We start from the raw sequence: 19,481 nt of genomic DNA, 5'->3' as shown, positions 1-19,481 counted from the left end.
CTGGCCTTGCTCTGCGCCTCCGACTTCTCCGAAATCGCGATCTGGCGATCCTGCTCGGCGATCTCGACAGCCTTCTGCTACTCGATCTCCGCGGTCCGGGTCGCCTGCTCGCGGGTGATGCGAGGCTCTTCGGAGCGCTGCTGTCCTTCCTCGCGCCCGGACGCGACCTCGGCGGCTTCGTTCGCCTTGAGGGTCTCGACCTCGATCGAGGTCTGGATGCGGACCTGCTCTTCCTGCTTGGAAAGCTCGAGCTTGCGCTTCTCGGCGGCAAGCCGGGTTTCGGCGACGGCGGTGTCGGTCTCGGCCTCGATCTGCGCGCGCTGGCGCTTGGAGTCGGCGATGACCTCGGCCAACTTCTTCATGCCGACGGCATTGAAGGCGTTGGCCTCGTCGAGCATGTCGAACGGGGTCTGGTCGAGGCCGGTCAGCGCCGCGCTCTCGAGCTCGAGGCCGTTCTTCAGCAGGGTTTCGGCGGCCGCCTGCTGGACCTGCTGGGAGAAGTCCGACCGGTTCTCGTGGAGCTGGTCCATGGTCATCTGGGCCGCCACGGCACGCAGCACGTCGACGAGCTTGCCTTCGACCATCTCGCGCAGCGCATCGGCGTCGAAGGTCTTGTCGCCGAGGGTCTGGGCAGCGGTGGAGACGCCCTCCTCGCTCGCCTTCACCTTCACATAGAACTCGCACGTCACATCCACGCGCATCCGATCCTGGGTGATCAGGGCCTGGCGCCGGTGCGGGAGACCGGCAGGTGCAACGTGTTCATGTTGACTCTGGCGATCTCGTGAAAGAGCGGAAGCACGACGATGCCCCCGTCCATCACCACCTTGCGGCCGCCAAGGCCGGTCTTGACCAGGGCGATCTCCTTGGTGGCGCGACGATAGAGCCGCGCGAGGATGAGGCTGACGGCGACGAGGCCGGCGAGGATGACAGCGACGGGAAATCCGAGGCCGATGAGCCTTTCCATGGGATCCTGTTCAGGTTTTCAGGCGCGCCGCGGACGCGGCGCTCGTCGGTGTCGTTCGGCCGCCGGCTTTCTTCAGCCATCGGTGCGGACGATGCGGATCTCGCCGGTCCGAAGCCTGATGACGGCGACCTCGGCGCCCGCCGGGATCTCGTCACCGGCGTCGAGTGGTTCGGCGAGTACGTAGTGCTGGGTGCCATGGCCGTCAGTGAAACGGACTTCAGCCGGATAACCCCGGCGGGAGACCCCGGTCGTGACGACGCCGGCCCGCCGGCCATAGCTGCGCTCGGAGATCGCCGAGGTCTCTATCCGCGGAACCAGACGCCCGATGCCACGGGCGAGGCGCCGGGCAGCGAAGAGTGCCGGAACCGACACGCCGACCGCGGCCGGAAGGGCCGGCAGGAGCGAACCGGCGAAGCTGCTCGCCAGCCATTGTGTCAGGTAGCCGAGCCCAGAGATCGAGATCGCGCGAGACGAACTCACTGCCGTTGTCCACCAGGATCGTCTTTGGATAGCCGACCTCCGGGCGGGACACTCATCCTCAAGATTGCGGTCGGCGCCTCCAGCGATCTCGTCGAGGAGGTGGCGACGGCCGTAGCGCGCGGTTACCTGCCGCGGATCGGCGACGACCGCGCGATCCCGATCGACGTTCGGCTGCTCGTTGCCTCCGGACCAGCCCTCGAGCCGGTGGCCGGGCTGACCCGCTTCGAGCTGCCGCCTCTCGCCGACCCGGACGTACCGGCCATTCTCGAGATGGTGATGCGAGCCTCCGAACCGAGCTTCGGCGACCGCGCCTGCATCTCGATGCCGCGCCATGGCGGATGATCGTGGAGCAAGGTCAGCCCGTGCCTCGCGCCGGCGCCTCAGCCACAGCTCAGGACGTCCGACGCCCACCGCTGTCCCGACATCCTGCGCCCAGGTGGACGCTCAGTGTCTCCCGGCTCGTCCATGTCGGCCCCCCGCAGTTCGGGCGATGTCGATGCGATGACGATTGAGGCCGGCCCTCATGAAGCCTCACCGCTGCGGGGCGTTCGCGAGATGGCCACCGCCGCTTGTCGCATCGATGATTGAAGCCGCATCGCGGAACGCGCCCGCAGGGCGTGGTTCCTGCGCAGCCGCAAGTGCCGCCCGAAGGGTGACGCCCATGCCGGGACTATCCGTCACGGTTTCGAGAGAGAGGTCTTTTTCAGCCGCGCAACGGCTTCGGGATAGGATGCCTGCTCATGCAACGCGCTCCAATCATCGGGCGGATTGCCGCCGTCCAGCATTCCCTTGAAAACCTTGTAGGCATCCGTCTTGGAACCGTAGGTCCGCAAGCTGTTCTCGTCGTTCACCCAGGCGAAGATGATGACCTTGCTGGCACTGCTGTAGCGAAAGAAAAGCCGGAATCGGCCGTTGCCGAACTTGGCGCGGAACCAGTGCTTGCGATCGTCGCCAAGGCTGGAGCCTTGGCGATAGATCGCGGCCGTTGGGTCCGATGGGACCGTGACGGTGACGAGTTGGACCAAGACTGCGAGCAGCTTGGCGTTGGCGGCTTTCTGATAATCCTTCGGCCTCTTCGCCTTGAGCGCCTCGACAGCCTCGATCAGTGTTTCCCATTGATCGAGAAAAAGAGGATGTGCGAGGACGGCCCAACCATTGATCGTCAGCATATCAGATCGAGACGTCTCCCTCGATCTCGGCATCGAGGTCGACCGTCATTCCTGCCGTCAGGGCAGCTGCCCGGTCAAGCAGGGATTGCGGGAACGGGAGGACAGATGTCTCGGGGTGTTTCGCCATGTCCCTGGCGAGGAATTCGAGAAAACTGTCGATCACGGGATCGGCGGTTTCTTCAACTTCGGCCTTCCGGACATGGACGCGGCGCTGTTCATCAACGAAAAAGGAAATTCGCCCGCCATAGTCAACGCCCAGCGCCTGCCGAACGGATTTCGGCACGGTGGTTTGCCCCTTGGCAGTGATGGTGCTTTCTTCTTTCAGTACGACTCCCATGGCGGGCCTCCATAATCGGTCACGTAGAATGTAAGGAGAAATCCTTACCAAATCAAGCGGCGTCTGCGGCTCCTGGATCGCCTGTTCCGTACCTTATTCTGCGGGCAGCCTCCGGATGACGGTCTCCCGTCACCCGGAGGCTGCAAGGTCCGATCGAAGGCGGAACGTCCGCCCTCCGGAGTCCTCGCGTCGGTCACGTGCCGGCTTCACCTCGGCGAAGGTGATGCCCGTAGCGGTCGTCGAAGTTCCGGAGCTTCTCGCGCACGACCTTGCGGCCCGAGCGCGCGAGGATGCGGTTCGGCCACCGAGAGAGCCGGCGCGGTGACGTCGAGCGTTTCGTTGGACGATGCCTGCCTTCTGGTTCCGCAACACGACTGTACATTTTCCAGAATGACGAGTATCATTTCCGAGTCCCGCGCCGTTTTTGGCGCCGACTTCGGACAAATATTTTGAAAATCCTGGAGGGCGTTTACATGTCGCAGCCTCTGATCGGCGAAGTGTTGACCACGCCGATGCCAATTGCCCCAGGCGGCTCCTGCGAGATCGAAATCAGGGCTGATGATGGCAATGCATTCGACGAAGACGAAGTAACCGTCAGGATCAATGGACTGATCGGCGCGAAACAGGTGTTTCAGGCAGACAAGCCGGGAAAACGCCGCCTTCTCGTCCATGCATCGGCGCGTGACGGCCGCCGCGAAAGCAAGATCATCGAGATTGAGGTGGCCGGCGAGCCACTCCAGTTCTCGCATGGCGGGCTGCGGCTGTTGGCAATGCTGCATTTTACTCCCGTCCTTGCCAGACCTTACGAGCTCACAATGGAGCTTGGTGATCGCGCCAGGAGTCTGGCGTTTTCGCCGCTGACAGTTCGGCACGCCAGGCTCAACACGGCATCGAGCCAGGACCTGATCACCTTCGGGAAACAGCTTGCGCAATCCCGGGGGCTCTCCCGCAAACTCGGGAGGTCCCTGACCCGGCTGAGAACCACCGCGCCCGCCAGAACGATACGTCGATCCGGATCCGACCGCCTGTCGACCATCTCGGTCAGCTCAAGTGTCTTCGATCTGGAGAGGCCGCCCGAGTTCGTCGTTCCGACCGAACGATATGAATGGGATTTCGGCGACGGAACAAGGGTCACCACCCATGTGCCGACAGTCAACCACGACTTCTTTCCGGCGATGGACCACGGACGCGAGTCGACCAGCTTCGAGGTCAGCTGTCGCGCGGTACATTCGAACGTCACCGTCAGGCGCAGCATCGTCGTCAGCTCGTCGTGCGCGGCCATGCGGCGTCGGGGGTTTGTGGTGCCGCATGTGGTGGCTGACGTCCTTGCTCACAAGGACTACGGTCTGTTCTCCGGTCTGTTCAAGGCCTCGATGGTTGTCCACAACGTCGAGCCGGCCGCGATCTCGCTCGACCAGGTGGCGTTCACGCCATACGTGGCGCCTGACTCCACCGTGCCGCAACGCCAGTTTGTCCGCCTCGGTCAGCCCTTGACGATCGCGGCCCGTTCGAGCGCGCTGATCAACGTCAACGTCCCCTTCGTCGAAGGCGCGGGTGGCCCCGGTTCCTTGCCCCACGATGTCACCGGGTTCAGCGTCGTCTATTCCGGCACGGCGGCCGGCTTGCCCGTCAGGATCAACGCCACCTTCGATATTCCGCTGAGGGAACAGGCATGGCGTCCGCCGGACCCCTTTGTCCCCCCTCCATCCATCGATCCTGGCCGGATCGATCCCGACGTGCCTCTCGTGGTGTGGCCAAAGGAAAAGTGGGGCGAACTGACCAGACCCGGTATCGACGAACGCTTCGGGATTGAGGAGATCATCGGCGAGGCTGCTCCGGTCATGGAGCGGACATCGCTCACCGTGATGGTGCCTCTCGGCGAAATTGCCGCCCACCCGGTGATGAACGCGAAACCGGCAATGCTCCGCAGCGCACGTGATGGTATCGCGCAGCGCCGGGCCGCTGGCATGCTCGCCGAGGTCCTCCTGAAATCGGAACTGCAAAACGCCGCTGGAGCGCCGGGCATCCCTCCTCTCGTTTTCCTCGGCGGGCCCGAGCCCGCAGGACCGGTCGCGGAGGGGCAGATCTGCGATCCCCACAACATCAGCACCGCCGACGCGAAAGCCGCTGAAGACGCCCAGCTGGTTTGCCAGATCACGGGTGAGGTCAGGGAGGCGCTCATGCCTGCCCGATGGATGAATGCGCTTCGTGGCGACATCGTCTTGTCGCCTGGTGGCGACGGGCTCATCGGCGGCATGATGACCATGGTCGATCCACCGCAATGGTATGTGCATTGCGGAATCATGACTCAGAACTATCAGCAGATCGCCCACAGCACCTGCAGTCAGGAGCGGTTGATCGACTCCATGATCGGCGTGATCGACGATGGGTCCGACGGTTTCCACCCCGGCACACTGAAGTATGCCTGGCCAGGCGCGATCGTCCAGACCGTCGATCAGTCCGTCTTCAACACAAAGGAGGAGGAATTCATCGCTCCGCCCCACCCGGCTCCGTCTCGCCGGACGGACGTCGTGAAGACCTACCCGATCAGTCCATTCGGCAGGCAGAGGGTCGGCGTGACCATCACCGATGACATGAAGATGATCCCGCCCCTGATCGTGAAGCCTGATCCTCTGCTCGATACTTACGAGGTGCGTCAGAGGCTGCAGGAGCTGGCGGACGATTGCCTGCGCGATGCGGGAGTGCGCGACCGTCCGGGAAAATACCACTATCGCTGGTACTGCTACACCGATCCCTCAATCGGCTTTGATCAATCGGCGAATGATGATCTGGCAGTCGGGACATGGTCGGAAGGCACTCTGCCGAGCGTGTGTTCTTCGTTTATCTGGCTTCATGCACGGGCTCGAAACATTCATCTCGAGAGTGACGGTGATTTTGTCACCGAACCCGACGTCGAGGTAGTGGACGCAGGTGCGCGCGTGCGCGCGGGCACGCGCAACGGTCTCTATACCTACACCGCTGACGAGCGGCTCGCCGCCGGCGAGCACCTCTACAATACCGTCTACGACATCGCATACGACAAGGCCGGCTGGCTCGGAGAGGCGCTGACGGATGCCGCCGACGACACGGCGAACCAGTTTCTCAACGCGTTCGGGCGGGACGACGCCGACGGCAAGGACAATGATGACTGGCGCCAGGCAACGGATGCGGACGCCGTTTCACCCGACGACATTCTCTGGTGGGACGGGCCTGAGCGCGGAGGCGTCTACGGATTCTCCGAGGTCGCGATATTCCGGGAGCCGCGCCGGGAGAGCTATACGCTCAGCCGGTGGAAGCTTGTTCTCACGCGCGGCACCGTACGCGGACGAGTGTTCGCGGCCAATGGCAGTCCGGCCGCGGGCGCGAGGGTCGAGCTGGCAGGCGATAAGTGGGACAATGCCGATGCCAGCGGCTACTTCGAGATCAGCGATGTCGGGTTCGGCGCTTACGAGATCAGCGCAAGCCCGGTTATCGAAGGCGTGCTGCAGACCGTCCGGCAACCCATTTCTCTCGATAGCGCGGACTTCTACACGGAGTTGCGACTGGTTCTGCCGGAAGACCGCTTTCGTGTCGCGAAGGTGACGGCCGATTTCTACGGCGAGGATGATGAGTGGGGGGCCGATAACGAGATCGAGGACCCTGGCCCGACCTATTTCGAACTGGAACTGGGGCCGGATCGGCTGACAAATGCCCAGACGCTCACCTACCGCTGGGGCGGAGAAGTTCGCGTTGAATACCGCATCACGGCGCGGTGGCTCGGCGACAACATCATCGATATCGACGTGCTGGCCTCCCTTTACGAAGGAACGTCGGAAAACAGCAAAGACCTCGAGGGCATCAACACCATAGATTTTCGGGTCTGGCCGGACCAGACGGCGGGGGCGACGATCAAGGTCATCAGCGGAGAGAATGAGAGCGACCCCAAGGATTTTGGACAACTGACACTGTCGGTAACCAACGCACGCAATGACAACTGAGTGGAGATGAACTGGAATTTCGGCCGCGGAAGCGGTGATGCGGGAGGTCCACAAGGCGCTGAAGCGAGCCGGTCTCTGGCCCACTTCACCCGGCACGGTCCACCGGCAGGCGGGCCGGTCGGCAAGCCTGCCGACATGATCTCCGGCGAGCGGACCCGCCCTCGCCGCTGGCGCGCCAAATTGGCTGCGGGACTCCAGCTTCAGCCGGATGAAAGGTGGAGGTTACGCGCGTCGCACAGGGTCCGGCCGGTTACGACGGCGGCGTGACCGGTCGGATTCATCAGATGTGGAGCGTGGATTTCGCGACGGTTCTTGCCGAATTCTTCGTCGCGACAATCCCTGCTCTCCGGCGGTCGCCTTGACGCCGGACGCCGCGGACGTTGGCGGCCATCACCTTGTCGAAGGCCTCGAGCGGATAGTCGGTGATCGGCGCGATCGCCCCTTCGGTTCCGACGTTGCTGAAGATCGTGTGAAGCCGCCCGAAGCGGTCAATCGCTTCTGCCACGTAACGCTGCACGTCCTCGGCCGAGGAGACGTCGGCGACGCAGGTCGCGACGCTGCCGGCGTCGAGGCGCCCGGCGACCTGGCTGAGCGCGCCGGCGTCGATGTCCACCAGCAGCACCTTCGTCCCCTCGCTGACGAAGCGCGCAGCCGTCGCCTCGCCGATGCCGCCCGCGCCGCCGGTGATGATTGCCACCTTGCCCTGAAGTCGCTGCATGTCTTGCTCTCCTGTGAGTCGGGTGGAGGCGGCCGCGCGGAGCGACCGTCGGATCCCGGACTGCGTGATGTGGTATTTGCGAGGTTCAGATCGTGTCTTTGACCGGATCCCCGGGGCGCGTGCTCGTCGCGCGGCGGAACTCGGCCGGTGTCACGCCGAGGAAGCGGCGGAACAGGCGTGTCATGTGGCTCTGGTCGGCGAAGCCCGCGTTGGCGGCGATCGCCTTCAGCGGGAGGAGCGACGCGGTAAGCTGGCGCTTGGCGGTCTCGATCCGGCGGTGCAGCAGGTAGGCGTGCGGGGTGCAGCCGAACTCGGTGCGGAACTTGCAGCCGAAGTGGAAGACGCCAAGTTTCGCCACCTCTGCAAGCTCGGCGAGCGTGAAGGCGTGGTCGAGGTTCGCCTCGATGAAGTCGCGCACCGCCTTGCGCTGGCGGACGGTAAAGCCGCCAGCGACGAAGGGGGCCTTGAAGTGCACGTCAGCGTAGTTGCGCAGGATATGGATGCCGAGCTGGTTGCGCAGCGCATCGGTGTAGAGCGTGCCGCCGAGCCCGCCCTGGATCGCCTCCGCCTCGAGCTGCGTGGCGATGGCCGCGAGGACGGGATCCTCGACCTTCAGCACGTCGAAAAGCTCGACTCTGTCGACGTCGCGGCCAAAGACGTCCTCCGCCACCGCCGCCACCGCGCGGGGCGACAGGTAGAGGTGGCTGACCGCGATCTCCTCGCTCCAGCGCCAGTGCGACGGCGCGGCGTGGGTGAGGAGCGACACGCTGACCGGTGCCACGTGCTCCGAGCGCCAGGGTGCGCCGCAGCGTCGGGTCATCGGGGTGGCGCCGTCGCGGTAGACCACGATCATGTAGGTCTGCATCGCCGGCACCTCGACGTCGGACGGGGCGTAGCGATAGCCACGAAGGCTGATCCCGTTCCAGTCGAGCGGGCCGCTGTCGATCGTCACATCACCGGGGACCCAGCGCGGGAGTTCCTCCGGCTTGATGAGCTTCGTCATTGAAGTCCCCCCGAGGCCCGCACCGCGCCGGTTTTGCTGCGGCGTCTCCCGATCGGCCCTCTCATGTCGTTGCAGCAAGCACGCGCGCGCGTCCGGGCATCATGTCAAGCGGCGCGGGCCAAGCGGATGGCCCGCGCCGAGGGTCACGCGAACGGCTTGCCGAGCCAATCGCGGTAGAAGGTGTCGATGTCCGGCTTGAAGTCGTGGACCGGCGGATAGCCCGGGGGAACCGCCTCGACTTCGAGCAGCGTGCCGCTCACCGGGTCGTAGTATTCGCGGATCACCATCCAGTCCGGGTGCGAGGCCATGCGGCGCGGATAGATCTCGTCCATCAGCTCTTCGGTGTCGCGGACGAAGACCCGGGCGTGCAGCTTCCAGTTCTCGTGCGCCTCGCCGTACTCGTGGCCCCACTTCGACTTGATCACCCGGCGGCCGTCCGGCTTCTGCACCACGAAGAGGTGCTCGGCGAGCGGCAGCAGGATCGGGTCGTCCCACTCGACCGAGGCCTGCCAGACCTCCAGTATCTTGAAGAAGCGGTCAGCGTCCTTGTACTTGCTCTGCATGTCGTGGACGGCGTTGGCCGGCAGCCGGCCGTCCTTGAGCTGCGCGAGATGCTCGACGGTGTAGCTCGTCATCGCTTGTCCTCCTCAGTAGGTCCAGTCGTCCGGCAGTGCCCAGAAGCCGCGGTACTTCGCCGCCCACTCCGGCGACAGCTTCATGGATGAGCGGTACATGTCGGCCACCGGCCTGATGACCGCGCGGCTCTCGACCCGCTGCTTCTCCTCGGCGAAGAATTCCGCCGCGGGCTTCGACCGGGCGAGGCGCGACTTGCGCATCTCCGCCCGCAGCGCCTCGGTGGCCGGGAGGTCGGCCGTGAAGAGCTCGCCCGTCCCCTTGAGCAGTTCCACGCTATAGAGCGAGCGGGCGAAACGCTCGAGCACGTGGCCCTCGTTCACGTCGCGCGCCACCGCCTCCGGCTCGCGCTCCAGCGGGTCGCCGAGGCCGGGGCCGCCGCGGTTCATCGACAGGTAGAGGTCGTACTCCTGCGGCCCCTGGATCGCCTTCATATCGAAGTCTTCGCGGGCGGCCGTGCAGAGTGCGGAGATCTGCGACGCTTCCGGGTCGCCGTCGAGCACCGGATAGGGCTCGCGCTTGTCGAATCGGGCCTTGAGGTCGGTGTCGTGCATGTTGTGGCGATAGCCGGAATTGCCCGGATAGCCGCCGAAGATGCCGTAACTCGAGAAGACGTGGCCCTCGCCGCCGTTGAAGATGGTCTGCGAGTCGGTCTTGAACAGCAGCCGCAGCGCCTCGGATCCGGTGCCGCCGCGCTGCTTGCCCGGGCCGCCGGTCGAGGGCTTCATGCCGCGGCCGAGGTAGATCAGCGGCTCGAGCGCCTCCCAGGTCTCGACCTCGCCCATGTCGCCTTCGGGGTTCCACATGGCCGCGCACGATGTCTCGCCGTCCTTGACGTAAAGCGCGCCGGTGCCGCCGCAGGAGACCTCGAAGTTGGTGAAGGCCGAGGGCACGCCGTAGTGGTTGATCCCGCCCCCCTGCATCAGGTTCCACGAGGTGCAGTAGCTCGCCGAGATGTCCTCCACATAGCCGCGGGCGAAGTAGCTGCGCCCGATCGCCCGGATCATCCCGGAGAAGCCGGGGATCAGGAAGAACCAGGTGAGCGTGGTCGAGACCTTCTCGTAATCCGGGTTGCACCAGGAGCCGTAAGGCAGCTTCAGGCTGGTGGCGAAATAGGCCCCGTCATTGATCTTGTCCGAGTTCCAGAGCGTCTGGGTGAGCTGCACCCACATCGCCCCCTGCATCGGGGAGGGGGCGCAGTTGAACGAGTGGAAGTCCCACTTGTTCGCTCCCTCGAATGACAGGTCGAGCCGGCCGTCGCCTCCGACGGTCATCTGCAACGGCGCGTGCATCATCATGTCCTTGCGCGCGAGCCGATGGACGTTGGCGTCCTCGGACCACGGCAGGTCGGTGAAGCTCGGCGCCTCGTAGACGCCGGGCACCAGCATCTGCCGGGACCGGGCGAGGAAGCTGCGCCGGCCTTCCTCGATCGCCTCGCGCATGAACGCCTTGAAGGTGTCGAGCCCGACCTCCTCGACGGTGCGCATCACCTGCTCGCGCACCATCTGGCAACCGGCGAGCCGGGTCTTCTCGTCGAGCACCCAGTACATTTCCGCCCGGACGCCCTCGCGGCAGCGCTGGAGATAGTGCGCGTAGAACTCGTCATTCTCGCCCACGCGCTCCGACGAGACGAGGAGCCCGTCGCCGTAGCGGTCGGCGTGGCCATAGCACATCGAGCCGGGCTCGATGCCGCCCACGTCGATCTCGTGGGTGACGCCGGCGGCCCAGCCGACCAGCTCGTCACCAACGATGATCGGGATGATCGTGTGCACGTCGGCGGTGTGCACGTCGCCGATCATCGAGTTGTTGTTGCAGAAGACGTCGCCGTGCTTGATGCCCGGTGTCGCCTCGTAGTTGTTGCGGATCATGAACTTGATCGCGTCCGACATGGTGTGGACGTGAACGATGATCCCGGTCGAAAGCGCGATCGAGTCGCCCTCGGGAGTGTAGATCGCGAAGGAGAGTTCACCGATCTCCTTGACGATCGGCGAGGCGGGATGTTCAGCGCCGTCGAACGGGCGTTGACCAGGCCGCCGCGCAGCCGCGAGAATATCTTCTCGTAGAGGATCGGCTGCTCGGTCTGGAGCTTCAGGTAATCGAGGCCGTTATAGCGGCCGGTCTCGGCCACGAGGCGCTCGGAGTCCTCGAGCATTTGCTTCAGTGTCCGGCCGTTCCAGCCGAGGGGCGCCCGCATCACCGGCGCGTCGACAAGCATGTCCATGGGCATGTCCTCCATCGCCTCAGACTTCGGTCAGGTGGAAGAGCCGGTGCTCGTCCAGGTTGGCCTCGAACCCCAGGGGAATGACCAGCGTGGTCGAGGGGGATTCGATGACCGAGATCGCGGACAGCCGGTTGCCGGGCTCGAGCCGCTCCATGTGGTAGATCTTCGCGTCGTGCCACTTGCCCTCGCGATAGACCTTGCGCGTGCCCTTCAGCGCGTCGGGCGACGGCTCGGGACCGGCCAGAGGCTCGGCGGGCAGGCGCGGCTTCTCGACCGGCACGACGCCGGTGATGACCGCGGTCGTGGTGAGATAGCCGAGCTCCGGCGAGGTGGCAGCGCGCGAGTAGAGCTTGGCGTAGGCTTCCTCGAAGCGCGTGATGATCTCGCGCACGTCCGCTTCGGTCTTCACCCGCTCGAAGGGCACCTGCACCTCGACGTCGTTGAGCTGGCCGACGTACTGCACGCAGCCGAAGTGCCGGAACTCGACCCGGTCCCGGGCGACGCCGGACTTGCTGAACTCGTCCTCGACGCGCTGCTCGAGCGTCGCCCAGGCCTCGTTGACCGCCCTGGCGTAGCCGTCGAAGCCCGCCTTGAAGCCCGCGGCGTTCAGCTCCGGGCTCTGGACCGCGACGTTGACGGTCCGGTCCATCCGGTACTCGAAGTCCGCGCAGGCGCAGCCGAAGGCCGAGAAGCCCGCGGCCCAGGCCGGGACCACCACCTTGGCGAACCGCAGCCCCTTGGCATAGCCCGCCACGTGCAGCGGCCCGCCGCCGCCGTAGGAATAGAGGTGATAGTCCTCGGGGGCGTACCCCTTGCCGAAGACCCGCGCATAGACCTCGTTGCGCAAATGGTCCTCGAAGAGGCTGAGCACGCCCTCGGCGGCGTCGTAGGGGTCGAGGCCCAGCGGCTCTGCGATCTGCGCCTTGATGGCGGCAAGCGACTTCTCGGGATCGAGGATCACCTCGCCGCCGAGGAAGTTGTTCGGATTCAGGTAGCCGAGCAGCACGTTGCAGTCCGAGAGCGTCACCGTCTCGACGCCGCCCTGTGGGTTGCAGACGCCGACCCGCGAGCCGGTGGAATCAGGGCCGATCTCGATGCGGTTCGAGACCGGATTGACCCGGACATAGGAGCCGGTGCCGGCACCGACCGAGTCGATGTCGACGAGCGGCAGCTTCAGCATGAAGCGCGCCATGTCCGGCTGCGACTTCACGGTGAAGCCGCCGTTGGTGATGAGCCCGAGGTCGAACGACGTGCCGCCGATGTCCGAGCAGACCACGTTCTTCACGCCGAGCTTCTCGGCCACGTAGCGCGCGCCGACCATGCCGCCGATCGGCCCGGAGATGAGCGTGCGCGCCAGTTCCTTGGCTTCGGTCGAGATGGTCCCGCCGTGCGAGGCCATGACCCGGAGCTCGAAGTCGGCGCCATAGCCGCGCGTCCTCCCGGCGATCTTGCGGAACTGCCCGCGGCTCGGCTCCGCCGCATAGGCCTCGACCGTCACCGTGTTCAGCCGGGCGAAGTCCTGCATCACCGGATAGAGGTCCGAGGACAGGTAGACCGGGATCGTGACGCCGGCCGCGCCGCACTCCTCGGCGCAGATCGCGCGCACTCGGTCCTCGTGCGTGGAATTGGCGTAGGAGAACAGCAGGTTGACGACGATGCCCTTCACCTCCTCGGCGATGAGCCTGCGCACTGCCGCGCGTGCCTCTTCCTCGTAGAGCGGGATCGCCTCGTCCCCGAAGACGTCGACCCGGCCGCGCACGCCGTAGACGCGCGAGCGCGGCACCAGCGGCACGTTGTGGCGGTGAGTGACGACCTTGAGCCGATCCTGATAGGAATAGCCGAGGTAGGTCTGGATGCCGCGCTCGAGCTGGAAATAGTCCTCGAGCCCGGCACTGACGATGACCCCGAGCCTCTGGCCCTTGCGCTCCAGCAGCCGGTTGAGCATCGACGTGCCCGAGTAGATCCCGGTCTGCACGCTCGGGAACACCGCCTCCGGCGTCGTGCCCCACTGCTGCAGCGCATCGACACAGGATTGCGCGAACCCCTGCGACTCGTCCTGCGGGGTGGTCTGTGCCTTGCCGACGACGAAGCGGCCGTCACCATCGACGAAGAAGGTGTCCGTCATGGTGCCGCCGGCGTCCATGGACATGATGTAGGATCGTTCCACGCATCTCCCTCCGTGAAATCCTGCCGGGGGTCGGGCGGAGCTGCCGCAACCCGATGTCAGAACCCTACGCCCGTCGAGAGGCACCGTTATTGAACGGGCAGGGGCCGATCATGGAACATTCCTGCTCATTTGCCGTTGCTGCAGGCGCGAACGTTGCGCGGGTGGCGGGCCCGTCAGTGAGGGATCGTTCAAAAGCCGCCGCAGCAGCGTTCAAGAGCACCGGCCCGGGGCGGCCCTATCATCGTGCTGTCCGTGGCGGCCGGAACACTGCCGCAGGGAGGGAGCCATGAAGAAGAACGGCAAGGTCATCGTGAGCTGCGCCATCACCGGCTCGATCCATACGCCCAGCATGTCGCCCTACCTGCCGGTGACACCGGACAAGATCGCCGCGCAGGCGATCGGCGCGGCCGAGGCGGGCGCCGCCGTCGTCCACCTGCACGCGCGCGACCCCGAGACCGGCCGCCCCTCGCCTTCGTCGGAGATCTTCGCCGACTTCCTGCCGCGCATCCGCGAGGCCAGTGATGCCATCGTCAACATCACCACTGGCGGCGGCCTTGGCATGAGAATTGATGAACGGCTCGCTGCGGCGCTCTGGGCGCGGCCCGAGCTCGCCTCGATGAGCATGGGCTCGTTCAACTTCAACATCTCCGGTGCTGCCGCCCGCGTGCCCTCCTTCAGGCACGACTGGGAACGCCCCTATCTCGAATCGACGCGCGGCTTCGTCATGTCCAACACCTTCGTGCAGATCGAGGCCGCGATGCGCCGCCTCGGCGCGGTCGGCACGCGCTTCGAGTTCGAGTGCTACGACGTGGGCCATCTCTACAATCTGGCGCATTGCATCGACCGCGGCCTCGTCGAGCCGCCGTTCTTCGTTCAGGCGATCTTCGGCATCCTTGGCGGCATCGGCCCCGAGCCCGAGAACCTCATGCACATGAAGGCGACCGCCGACCGGCTGTTTGGCGACGACTACCTGCTTTCGGTTCTCGCCGCCGGCCGCCATCAGATGCCCTTCGTCACGATGAGCGCGATTCTTGGCGGCAACGTGCGCGTCGGGCTCGAGGACAGGCTCTTCCTCTCGAAGGGCGAGCTCGCCCGGACGAGCGCCGAGCAGGTGACGAAGATCCGCCGCATCCTCTCCGAGCTGTCGATCGAGACCGCCAGCCCCGACGAGGCCCGCGCGATGCTCGGCACCAAGGGCGCGGCGAACGTCGCCTTCTGACCCGGGAGCGCCGCGCCCGGCGCCCGCGGCATCCCGCTTCGCCCCCGACCGTATCGAGCGGCCCGGACATCGCCGCGCCGGAGGGTGCGGCCTTGCCCGATGCGGCGACGATCGCCCCACGCCTGCGCGCCTCACCCCCGGACAGCAGCCGCGGTTTTCGCTCCGGACCTGGCCATGCGCGCAGCCGGCCGCCGGTCCGTTCAAACACTGCCGGCGGATCATTCAAGACCGCTCACGGGGCGCAACCCTAGAATAGACCCGGGATCAGGAAGCTTTCTCGGCCAGTTGCGAGGCATGGGCGCGTCGGAGGGATCCCGCAGATGCGACATCCCGCACCAGCCTCGCCCACCCCATGATGAACAGGACAAAGGAGCAGATCATGAACAGACTCGCCGCACTTGTCGTCGCAGGTGCCCTCGCCTCAACCGCCCCGGCAAAGGCCTTCGACTTCGCGCCGGGCGACTATGTGCCGCTGCCGGCGGGGACGACGATCTTCGCCGGCTACCTCCAGGGGGCGCGGAGCACCGAGTTCCGACTGGACGGCGTGGGCAGTGTCCCGGACTCGAAGCTCGGGACCGTGGTCGGCATCGCGCGCTTCGTCCACTACACCCCGCTCGCCGGCGGTGCGGCGGAGTTCCAGGTGATCGCGCCGTTCGGCAGGATCAACTCGGCGAAGATCGGCGGCACGGATCTTCCGGTGGATGACGGCATCGCCGACGTGACGGTCGCCGCCGGCTACTGGCCGGTCGTCGCCGATCCCTACTACGGCACGACGATCGGCGGGACGTTCTACGTCACTCTTCCGACCGGCGCCTATGACTTCGGCAAGGTGAGCCTCGGCAGCGGCACGATCACCTTCACGCCGCAGATCGGCCTCGTGCAGGGGCTCGGGCCGAAGCTCTTCCTCGATGCGGGGATCGACGCGGCATTCGCGCTCGACCACCGGTAGCAGGGCGTCCAGGTCTCACGCGATCCCGTGTACTCGTTCCAGGCCTATCTCCGCTATCAGCCCGAGCCGACGACCAACCTGTCGATCGGCTATGCCGGGGCCACTGGCGGCAAGCTCGATTTCGACGGCAGCGCTTCGGGGCAGAAGGTCCGCTACGACCAGGTCCGCCTCTTCGCCAACACCATGATTTCGCCGACGGTCCAGATCCAGGGCATGCTCGGTGCCGATCTCAACGTCGAAGGCGGCTTCAAGCAGCAGCCGATCGTCCAGCTCCGCCTGGTCAAGGTGTTCTGAGCCGCCCGGCACGGGCGGGGCAGCGCTGGCGGCTGCCCCGGGACAATTTTGCGGCCGCGGGCCGGCCACCGACAGCGAAAACAGTGCTGCAGGAACGCGCCCTTGCCGCCCGCCGCGACGATCCCGGCCGCTACAGCCTCGCCAGCGGCCGTGTCCATGTCGGTGACGACTACGCTCGCGCCCTCGCGCGCGAGCGTCAGCGCCGCCTCGCGGCCGATGCCCTTCGCGCCCCCGGTGACGATCGCGACCTTGCCTGAAACCCGTCCCATATGACCCTGGCGGCCTCGATCGAGGAGACGACCCTCGAGCAATGGCGCTGGCTGATGGCGGTCAACCTCGACGCGGTATTTCTCGGCACCAAGCACGGCATCCTGGCGATGAAGGACGGCAAGGGGTCGATCATCAACCTCTCCTCGATCGAGGGGCTGATCGGCGATCCGAACCTCGCGGCCTACAACGCCAGCAAGGGCGGGGTGCGGATCATGACGAAGTCCGCCGCCCTGCACTGCGGCGCGCAGGGCTACGACATCCGGGTGAACTCGGTGCATCCGGGCTATATCTGGACACCGGTGGTCGAGAACTTCGCCGAGTCGCTTGGCGGCAAGCAGGCCGTCAGGGCCGCGCTCGACGCCAAGCACCCCATCGGCCACGTCGGCGAGCCTTCCGACATCGCCAACGGCATCCTGTTCCTGGCCTCGGACGAGTCGAAATTCATGACCGGCTCCGAACTCGTCATCGACGGCGGCTACACCGCCCAGTGACCCGGTCCTCCGGCGCGCGTTCCGGCCCCCACGCGCGTGCCGTCCGAGGTCCGGCGCCGCCTCGCAAGTCCCTGATCGGTGTTCCGGTTGGCCCCTGATCAACTGTTGGGGGCCACGTCAACCTTCCACCTCGATGCCGGCGGATGAGCCGGCCGGGGGAGGTGCGAGGCCTTGTCCGGGTCGATCGAGCCTTGTGCGCAGAGGTCGCCTCCCATGCAGCCGGGCTTTCGCTGACGTGACCCCGATCTTTCATCCGGGGCCATCTGGAATCCCAAGGTGAGATCGCGCGTCCGGGTGACGGTAGCAACGGGCATCGGCGCGGAGCTTTCGAGGTGGCGAAGCGACGCCGCCGCATCGGCGGCGCCCATCTGCGCACGGTGCGCCGGATGCGCGCCAGCCCCTTGAACTGCTCGAGGGCTGACTGTGGCAGATTTCTCTTGGCGGCGTTCAGCTGCCGCGAGGGAGTTGACCCCCACGCTGCCCTGGCGGACAGGTCTCCGAGCGCGTGGCCGGGTTCACCTCGCGGCGGGTGTGATCCCGTAGCCGTCCTCCAAGTCCCCGACCTTGTCACGGATAACCTTGACCGGAGCGCGCGACGATGTGGCCGAGGGCCGGCACCATCGGAGGCCGCACGTGAGCCTTACTCCACGCCCGACGCGACGCCGGTGATCATGGCGACGATCTCGTTCTTGTCGGTCTCGGCCGTGCGGCGGACCCCGATCTGGCGGCCGCGGCGGAGGACGCATATCCGGTCCGCGAGCCGAAAGACCTGGTCGAGGCTGTGGCTGATCATCAGGACGCCGATCCGCCGGGCCTTCAGCCCGAGGATGATCTCCTCTACGCGGGCGGTTTCGGCGACCCCGAGGGCGGCGGTCGGCTCGTCGAGGAGTACGAGCTTTCTCGCCCAATGCGTCGCGCGGGCGATCGCGACGCCCTGGCGCTGGCCACCGGAGAGATCGCGGATGATTGCATGCGGCGATGGGATCCGGACGTCGAGTTCCTCGACCAGACGGGCCGTCTCGGCAATCATCGCGCGCCGGTCAAGCAGGCCGAGCCGGTTGCGAACGCGCTCGCGGCCGAGGAAAAGATTCATGTAGACGCTCTGCCGGTCGGCCAGCGCGAGGTCCTGATAGACGACCTCGATGCCGTGGGCCCGCGCCATGGTCGCGCTCGACATGGTGACATCGGCGCCGTCGATCGTGAGCGCGCCTGAAGTCGGCGGGTGGACCCCGGAGATGATCTTGATGAGCGTCGACTTGCCGGCGCCGTTGTCGCCGACGAGAGCCACGATCTCGCCCGGGTGGATATCGAGGGAGAAGTCTTCGACAGCGACGACGCCCCCGAAGGTCTTGCGGATGTCACGGAGCGCGAGAACCGGGGCCGTCATACGGGCCATGTCTCCGGCTCGCCAAAGCCGTTCTCGATCGACTCGACGACCGGCTCGCCGGACGAGATGCCCGAGACGCCGACGACGTAGGCGCGGGTGACGAAGGCCTGGCCGCGGAAGCCGAAGATCGCGGTGTCGCCGACACGCGGCGGACGGGCGCCGCCCGCGTCGATCATAGCGTAGTAATCGATCGCGGAGGGAGGGGGCACCTCGACGCCGCGGAGTGCGGCCTCGGCCGTAGTCGGCGTATCGGTGACGATCGCCTTCACGTCATAGGGCGGGAAAATCGGATCGATGTAGAAGCCGCCACCGAAGCAGTAGGCGTGCCGGCCAGAGAGATGCGAGACCTCGGTGAGATAGAGGATCGCTGGCAGCTCCGGCAGGTCCTCGAAGACGTGGAGCGCCGTGGTCCCGTGCAGGCCGTTGCCAGGCTCGATCTGGGTGGCGCCCGCTTCGGCGAGCGCGGCGACGACGACCGACGAGGTGGTGCCGGGCGCATTGACCTCGATGCCGGTCCGACCGGACCTTGCCAGCGCCTCGGCGGCGCGCTCAAGCGTCGCGAGGTTCGGCGTCGGGCGGACCGCGCGGCTTTCCGGGTCGAAGAGCAGCGCAGGAAAGGTGGTGATCCCGGCGAAGTGACCGCCAGTGAGGGCGTCGAGTCGATCGGCGACGGCCGTGATCTCGGCGGCCTCGAAGCCTCCCTCGTGGCCGCGATAGAACGTGTCGCCCCCGGCCTGGATGCGCGCGAGGAGCTGCTGGACATAGCCCGCGTCGGCGGCGGCGGCGGCGGCCTCGCCGGCCTTCTCGTCGTTGAAGACGGTCCAGTAGTCGGGCCGGATCGATGCAGCCGCGGCCTTGGCCTCGGCGCGCGGCACTTGCGCGAGATGGCCGAGGTGGCCGACCCTGAGGCCCGCACGATGCGTGGCGCGGGCGCATGCCATGTCGACCGCGACCGAGCGATCGATGCCGGCGCGCTGCACGGCCCGGCAGAAGCCGCTCGAGCGGCCAACCTGCTTCGTCATCGCGAAGACGCGCAGGCCGTGGCGGTCCGCCTCGGCCTTCAGGCCGCGCGCGTTCGCCTCGACGGTGTCGAGGTCGAGCACGTAGGCATTGGCCGGGATCCGGCCTTCGCGGTGCAGCGCGATCGCGGCCTCGACGAAGCGCGGATTGCGCCGGCGGAGGACTTCGAGAAACATTGGTTC

At 66.2% G+C, this 19,481-nt stretch carries 19 protein-coding genes and 1 pseudogene; 6 read left to right on the top strand and 14 right to left on the bottom strand.

Going from position 1 to position 19,481, the window contains the following annotated elements; translation table 11 throughout:
- Positions 1-77: 77 nt before the first annotated feature.
- The 3 genes from HNP73_RS23405 to HNP73_RS15455 form a co-directional block, all read right to left on the bottom strand.
- A complete protein-coding gene (locus tag HNP73_RS23405; RefSeq protein ID WP_343063339.1) occupies positions 78-695 on the bottom strand; it encodes an SPFH domain-containing protein in 618 nt (205 codons plus the stop codon).
- A 20-nt stretch (positions 696-715) separates the two neighbouring features.
- Positions 716-964 (bottom strand): hypothetical protein, encoded by a 249-nt coding sequence (locus tag HNP73_RS23400; RefSeq protein WP_246399858.1) that lies wholly within the window; start codon positions 962-964, stop codon positions 716-718.
- Positions 965-1,036: 72 nt separating this feature from the next.
- Positions 1,037-1,336 carry an OB-fold-containig protein gene (locus HNP73_RS15455; protein ID WP_343063360.1) on the bottom strand — a complete coding sequence of 100 codons (300 nt, stop codon included), beginning with the start codon at positions 1,334-1,336 and terminating at the stop codon, positions 1,037-1,039.
- A gap of 132 nt (positions 1,337-1,468) precedes the next feature.
- Here HNP73_RS15455 and HNP73_RS15450 point away from each other — a divergent pair, with 132 nt between their 5' ends.
- Positions 1,469-1,786, top strand: coding sequence for a hypothetical protein (locus tag HNP73_RS15450; RefSeq protein ID WP_184152718.1), 318 nt, complete (start codon positions 1,469-1,471; stop codon positions 1,784-1,786).
- Between the two features lie 335 nt (positions 1,787-2,121).
- Here HNP73_RS15450 and HNP73_RS15445 read toward each other — a convergent pair whose 3' ends face one another.
- Complete coding sequence (locus tag HNP73_RS15445; protein ID WP_184151570.1) at positions 2,122-2,613, bottom strand: type II toxin-antitoxin system YhaV family toxin; 492 nt, start codon at positions 2,611-2,613, stop codon at positions 2,122-2,124.
- A gap of 1 nt (position 2,614) precedes the next feature.
- Positions 2,615-2,950 (bottom strand): type II toxin-antitoxin system PrlF family antitoxin, encoded by a 336-nt coding sequence (locus HNP73_RS15440; protein WP_184151567.1) that lies wholly within the window; start codon positions 2,948-2,950, stop codon positions 2,615-2,617.
- 473 nt (positions 2,951-3,423) lie between these two features.
- Here HNP73_RS15440 and HNP73_RS15435 point away from each other — a divergent pair, with 473 nt between their 5' ends.
- Entirely contained in the window at positions 3,424-6,927 is a 3,504-nt protein-coding gene (locus HNP73_RS15435; protein WP_184151564.1) for a carboxypeptidase-like regulatory domain-containing protein, read from the top strand.
- Positions 6,928-7,207: 280 nt separating this feature from the next.
- On the opposite strand, the gene HNP73_RS15430 is transcribed toward HNP73_RS15435, so the two are convergent.
- From HNP73_RS15430 to HNP73_RS15410, 6 genes are all read right to left on the bottom strand, one after another.
- Positions 7,208-7,645 (bottom strand): SDR family NAD(P)-dependent oxidoreductase, encoded by a 438-nt coding sequence (locus HNP73_RS15430; protein WP_184151561.1) that lies wholly within the window; start codon positions 7,643-7,645, stop codon positions 7,208-7,210.
- A gap of 85 nt (positions 7,646-7,730) precedes the next feature.
- Positions 7,731-8,648, bottom strand: coding sequence for a helix-turn-helix domain-containing protein (locus tag HNP73_RS15425; protein ID WP_184151558.1), 918 nt, complete (start codon positions 8,646-8,648; stop codon positions 7,731-7,733).
- 143 nt (positions 8,649-8,791) lie between these two features.
- Entirely contained in the window at positions 8,792-9,283 is a 492-nt protein-coding gene (locus HNP73_RS15420; protein WP_184151555.1) for an acetone carboxylase subunit gamma, read from the bottom strand.
- A gap of 12 nt (positions 9,284-9,295) precedes the next feature.
- Entirely contained in the window at positions 9,296-11,233 is a 1,938-nt protein-coding gene (locus HNP73_RS15415; protein WP_343063359.1) for a hydantoinase B/oxoprolinase family protein, read from the bottom strand.
- Complete coding sequence (locus HNP73_RS23395) at positions 11,146-11,502, bottom strand: hypothetical protein (RefSeq protein ID WP_246399857.1); 357 nt, start codon at positions 11,500-11,502, stop codon at positions 11,146-11,148. The genes HNP73_RS15415 and HNP73_RS23395 overlap by 88 nt, the downstream gene beginning before the upstream one ends.
- 19 nt (positions 11,503-11,521) lie before the next feature.
- Positions 11,522-13,669: a hydantoinase/oxoprolinase family protein gene (locus HNP73_RS15410; RefSeq protein ID WP_343063337.1), complete on the bottom strand. Its 2,148-nt coding sequence runs from the start codon at positions 13,667-13,669 to the stop codon at positions 11,522-11,524.
- 286 nt (positions 13,670-13,955) lie between these two features.
- Here HNP73_RS15410 and kce point away from each other — a divergent pair, with 286 nt between their 5' ends.
- The 3 genes from kce to HNP73_RS23950 all read left to right on the top strand — a co-directional run bounded on the left by kce (position 13,956) and on the right by HNP73_RS23950 (position 16,131).
- Positions 13,956-14,888, top strand: coding sequence for a 3,5-dioxohexanoate:acetyl-CoA acetone transferase (gene kce, locus HNP73_RS15405; RefSeq protein ID WP_184151552.1), 933 nt, complete (start codon positions 13,956-13,958; stop codon positions 14,886-14,888).
- 379 nt (positions 14,889-15,267) lie between these two features.
- Positions 15,268-15,837, top strand: a complete 570-nt coding sequence (locus tag HNP73_RS15400) for a transporter (protein ID WP_184151550.1) — start codon at positions 15,268-15,270, stop codon at positions 15,835-15,837.
- A 27-nt stretch (positions 15,838-15,864) separates the two neighbouring features.
- Entirely contained in the window at positions 15,865-16,131 is a 267-nt protein-coding gene (locus HNP73_RS23950) for a hypothetical protein (protein WP_184152715.1), read from the top strand.
- 152 nt (positions 16,132-16,283) lie between these two features.
- Here HNP73_RS23950 and HNP73_RS23945 read toward each other — a convergent pair.
- A pseudogene (locus HNP73_RS23945) lies at positions 16,284-16,400 on the bottom strand (SDR family NAD(P)-dependent oxidoreductase); the annotation flags it as partial.
- Between HNP73_RS23945 and HNP73_RS15385 the strand changes: the two are divergent.
- Positions 16,401-16,892, top strand: coding sequence for an SDR family oxidoreductase (locus HNP73_RS15385; protein WP_184151547.1), 492 nt, complete (start codon positions 16,401-16,403; stop codon positions 16,890-16,892). It begins immediately after the preceding pseudogene.
- A gap of 640 nt (positions 16,893-17,532) precedes the next feature.
- Here the strand turns inward: HNP73_RS15385 and HNP73_RS15380 are convergent.
- Both HNP73_RS15380 and HNP73_RS15375 read right to left on the bottom strand, forming a co-directional pair.
- A complete protein-coding gene (locus tag HNP73_RS15380) occupies positions 17,533-18,288 on the bottom strand; it encodes an ATP-binding cassette domain-containing protein (RefSeq protein ID WP_246399854.1) in 756 nt (251 codons plus the stop codon).
- Positions 18,276-19,475, bottom strand: a complete 1,200-nt coding sequence (locus HNP73_RS15375; protein ID WP_184151544.1) for an alanine racemase — start codon at positions 19,473-19,475, stop codon at positions 18,276-18,278. Before HNP73_RS15375 ends, HNP73_RS15380 begins: the two co-directional genes overlap by 13 nt.
- Positions 19,476-19,481: the final 6 nt, after the last annotated feature.

Origin of the sequence: Amaricoccus macauensis, assembly GCF_014201905.1 — a bacterium.
GTDB lineage: Bacteria > Pseudomonadota > Alphaproteobacteria > Rhodobacterales > Rhodobacteraceae > Amaricoccus > Amaricoccus macauensis.
The sequence above is the reverse complement of the archived record's forward strand: the minus strand, read 5'-3'. Positions and strand labels throughout refer to the sequence as shown.